At 59.0% G+C, this 4,563-nt stretch carries 4 protein-coding genes; 3 read left to right on the forward strand and 1 reads right to left on the reverse strand.

Translation table 11 applies throughout. The annotated features are described in order from the left end of the window. Window positions 1–1,673: Gfo/Idh/MocA family oxidoreductase (locus H5U08_RS10735; protein ID WP_297032867.1), on the forward strand; the 1,673-nt coding region annotated here is incomplete at its 5' end. Window positions 1,674–1,952: 279 nt separating this feature from the next. Beyond that, window positions 1,953–2,759, forward strand: coding sequence for a sugar phosphate isomerase/epimerase family protein (locus tag H5U08_RS10740; protein WP_297032869.1), 807 nt, complete (start codon window positions 1,953–1,955; stop codon window positions 2,757–2,759). Between the two features lie 39 nt (window positions 2,760–2,798). Here H5U08_RS10740 and H5U08_RS10745 read toward each other — a convergent pair whose 3' ends face one another. After that, window positions 2,799–4,028 carry a XylR family transcriptional regulator gene (locus H5U08_RS10745; RefSeq protein ID WP_297032871.1) on the reverse strand — a complete coding sequence of 410 codons (1,230 nt, stop codon included), beginning with the start codon at window positions 4,026–4,028 and terminating at the stop codon, window positions 2,799–2,801. Between the two features lie 262 nt (window positions 4,029–4,290). Between H5U08_RS10745 and H5U08_RS10750 the strand changes: the two genes are divergently transcribed. After that, the coding region (locus H5U08_RS10750) for a class II aldolase/adducin family protein (protein WP_297032873.1) at window positions 4,291–4,563 on the forward strand (273 nt) is incomplete at its 3' end.

The following is a 4,563-nucleotide window of genomic DNA, read 5'->3' on the forward strand; positions in this document are numbered from 1 at the left end:
GCGACTTTCTCCAGGCGGGATTGCTGACGGCCATGGCGGCCGGCGGCAGTGTGGGGGCGTTCTACTTCGGCTACGAAAGCACCATCGAAAAGCCCCTTCGCGTGGCCGTGCTGGGAACCGGCGATGAGGGTCAGGTCCTCATCGGGGCATGCAATCCGGAATTCATTGAAATTGTGGCGATCGCCGATATCCGGCCGTACAACATCCATCGGGCGTTCCACGGCGACTGGTCAAGTGAGGCGGCTATGGAAGCCCGACCGGGTCTCCTCAAGGTCTATGGTTGGAAGACCGAAGACGAGGCCCGAAAGCACATCAAGGTCTACGGCCATTATGAGGATCTGCTGAAAGCGGAAAAGGACAATATCGAAGCGGTGATCATCGCGCTGCCGCTTCACCTGCATGCCCCGGCCGCCATCGCTGCCATGAAACTGGGCAAGCATGTGCTCACCGAGAAATTGATGGGCCATTCCGTCCACGAGTGCAAGGAAATGGCACGAATGGCCAAGCAGGCCGCGGTCCATCTCGCGGTGGGACACCAGCGCCATTACAACATTCTTTACGAAAACGCCACCGACATGATTCGGCGTGGATTGCTGGGCGACCTCCACTACATCCGAGCCCAGTGGCACCGTGGAAATCTGCCAGGACGGGATAGCTGGGCCATGCCGTTGCCACCGGGCGCCAAGCCGGACGACAAAAGCCACCGCACCCTGCTTGACCAGCAGCGGCGATTGAAACAAGCAGTGGAAGAAGCTAAAAAGTCGGCTCGTCCGGTCACTGCCGAGATTGAACGTCTGGAAAAGATGCTGGCCCAGGTGGAGGCCCAGATTCGTGACCAGGAGATTATCGACAAGGTGAAGGAGTACGGCTACCAGGACAAAACCCTGGTGGCGGGAAATCAAAAATACTTCCGGCCTGCTATCGAAGAGCTCATTCGCTGGCGGCTGTGGGAGCGAACGGGCGGCGGCTTGATGGCGGAGCTGGGCAGCCATCAGCTCGATGCAGCCTCCATCTTCATCGCCGCCATGCACGGGGGACAGAAGCAACTGCCGCTCAATGTGGCGGCGGCAGGGAACCGCCCAATCTTTCCGCTCGACCGTGAGATCGAAGACCATGTGTACTGCATTATCGAATTCCCTGCACCGGGTTATGATCCTAACGATCCCGTGGGCAAGATGAAGAAAATCGCTGTGCAGTATGCTTCGATTAATGGCAATGGTTTCGGCGGTTACGGCGAAATCGTTTTCGGCACCAAGGGGACGCTGATTCTGGAACGCGAGCAGGAGGCCATGTTGTACGCGGGCTCCGACACCTCCGCCTCGGTGGGAGTGAGCCAGAACGCAGGTGGCCCGGTCCTGGACACCCAGGCCAGCGGTCCGGCTCAAAAACGGGCCGAGGGATTGGGCCAAATGGCCACGGCCAAAGTCAGCCGGGGGTATCGAGAGGAAATCGAACACTGGGCGTGGTGCATCCGCCGGAATCCCAATGCCTCCGATCCGGAAATCCATCCTCGATGTTATCCAAAAGTGGCGCTGGCCGATGCCGTCATCGCTTTGACGACCAACATAGCGGCACGCGAGGGACGTCGCATCGAATTCAAGCCGGAATGGTTTGATATCGACAGCGATGAAACCCCAGAAGGCGTCAAACCCGATCTGAGCCGCTATGCATGAGGTTTGATCCCGCCAGAGCGATTCGGAACCGGTTCGGGCTCTACACAAAGGCAACGAACGAAGCACGGCGTGGAGTTTTCCGCCGTGCTTCCTTTTTTTGGAAAACGTTTTGGGGACGGTTCTGTGGCCAGCCCCTCCCGCGAGTGCGTGACTTCTAAACTGCGTCCCCTGTATAATCAGCGATTCTGTCCATTGAAAAAAACATCTGCTATAGAACACGGTAGATGGGTGACCTGATGACCCGATTCTGACCGGCAGGCACACACCGGAGGAAGTCGCATGCAATTAGGGGCAATGAATCATCCGGCGAAGGACGTGGTCGAGGAGATTCGGTGGATCGCAGAACACGGTTTCGATTACATCGACCTCACACTCGAACCACCCGCCGCCGATCCGCGAACCCTGGACGTTTCCCGAGTCGCTGCGGCCCTTGAAAAGTACGAATTGCCAGTGGTGGCCCACACGGCCTACTATCTCTCCTATGCCACGCCTTTTACCACGATTCGCAAAGCCTGCCTGGAGGAGCTGAGTGTGGCTGTGGAGGTTGCCGGCAAGCTTGGGGCGAAACTTGTCACCGTGCACTTTTCCCGACCGCCCAAGTTTTTTTCCGAGGATGATGTTTTCGCGTGGCACCGCGAGATTCTGGCCCCTCTATGCGACCTGGCCGAACAATGCGGTACGGTCATCGCAGTGGAGCAGAGTCCATTTCCCCAGTGTCGGCAAATTGACATCCTGGAACGTCTGCTCACGGAGTTGCCGGGGTTGCGCTTTCATCTGGATGCCGGTCATGCCCGACTTGAGCCGCAGGGAGACCTTTGGGAGGAATACCTCACTCGGCTGGGGCGGTTTTTGGTGCACGTACATCTTTCCGAGAACGACGGCACGTGCGACCAGCATCTGCCGCTGGGAGCAGTACCCGGTCAATTCTGGCAGTGGCCGCGGCGGATCGCGCAGCTCCAATCACTCCCTTATGATGGTACGATCACCCTGGAGGTTTTCGCTCCAGAGCCGGACTACCTGCTCCTCAGCCGGGACCTTGTTCGCCGATGGTGGGACGAAGCGGGTGAACGACAGTCTGCAGCATGAGGGAACGCTGATTGCGGTCAGCGGGTGAAGGCCTCAGGGTTACACATAGGTCGCCAGATCTCTGTCCGTTTGCAGGCGTTCTCCGCGCATTTTCCGACGGAATTGGTGAGGAGTCAGTCCCCATTTTTTCTGGAAAACCCGAGCGAAGTAATTGCCCGATTGATAGCCGGAGGCTTCGGCCACATAGGGTACCGGAAAATCGCTTTCCAGGAGAAGACGCTCCGCCCGTTGCAGTCTCAATCGTTCGAGTTCTTCATGAATGGTCCGTCCGAGTTGGCGGCGAAAGCGAAGCTCCAGGCTGCGGCGCGACATATGGACGGCTGCCACCACGTCGTTGACGGTGATGGGCTCGGCGGCCCGATCGTGGAGAAACCTTAAAGCCGCCGCAAGATCGGGATCTTCGACGGCCACCACATCGCTTGATCGTCGCGTCACGACATAGAGCGCTTCGGCAACAATTTCCTGCGGAGGAATGTCTTCTCCTTTCATGAGTCGGTCGAGCAGGGCGGCAGCTCGGTAGCCGGCCGATTCGGCATTAAGCGCGACGCTGGAAAGGGGTGGATCGCTCAACTCGCAAAAGAGGTCGTCGTTATCCACACCCACGACGGCAAGTTCCTCAGGGACCCGAATCCCAGCCGTAAGGCACGCTTCCAGGACCTGGCGGCCACGGTCGTCGTTGCACGCCATCAGCCCGGTGGGCCGGGGAAGCCTGGCGAGCCAGCGCGCCAGTCGGCGATGTTCTTTTTCCCAACTGGTTTCCACCTCCGGATGTTCAGGAAGGGGATAAATCTCCACGGAAAACCCTGCTTCGGCGATTCGCTGGCAAAAGCCTTCCTGGCGTCGTTGCGACCACAAATACCCCGGCAGACCGACATACGCGAAATGTCGAAATCCCCGCTCGAGAAGGTGTTCCGCTGCGAGTCTGCCCGCACCGATTGAATCCGAATGCACCTGACTGAACTTGCGAAGAGAAGGATTGCGGCAGACCCGCGCTGCAGAGAGCCCCACCAGAATGGCGGGGAGTTTCGTGGCGAGAATCGCCCGCGCGACCTGGGGAGTTTCCACCCGAGCGATAATGCCGGTTCCGCCCCAGCGCCGCATGCGAGGGAGAGCCTGTTCGAGGTCGCCGGGTGTGATGTAAAAACCCCAGGGGCCGTGAAGCCGTCCGTACCGGATGACACCCCGGAGGAACTGTCGGCCGTAGCCGCGCGATGTCTCGATGAGGAGGGCCACACGGGGAAGCGAATCCCGGCTCAATCTCTTCTTCACAGCGCACTCCCGCTCTGAAATTGTGACCACGGGAATGATTTCCATCAGAATTGATACTGCCCGTACCTTTGCGCAATTTTACATCCGATTTGCGCATCTGTCGCTTGCAGAGCCCCCCGAGAGCAGTTATCTTGACAAACTATGTCGAAAGTTGTGGTGGGGCTCGTTCCCCAGGCGTCTGGAACCAAGAGAATGGCGGGGAGCGCGGACACAGCGCATTGGGGGTATCCCCGGATTGCTGTCCCCGAAGAAGCGAGGATCTATGTTCGAGGAATTGAGAGCACAGGTTGCCGAAGCCAACCGGCGCTTACCGGCCCTGGGACTGGTGACACTGACCTGGGGCAATGTCAGTGGGATCAGTGAGGACCGCCGGGCCGTCGCGATCAAGCCCAGCGGGGTTCCTTATGAGAGCCTTCGGCCAGAGGACATCGTGGTGGTGGATTTGAGCGGTCGCGTTCTGGAAGGGGAGCTCCATCCGTCGACCGACACACCAACCCATCTGGCGCTTTACCGGAGCTTTCCGGAGATTGGCGGG

The sequence above is a fragment of the Thermogutta sp. genome (assembly GCF_014359955.1).
Classification (GTDB): domain Bacteria; phylum Planctomycetota; class Planctomycetia; order Pirellulales; family Thermoguttaceae; genus Thermogutta.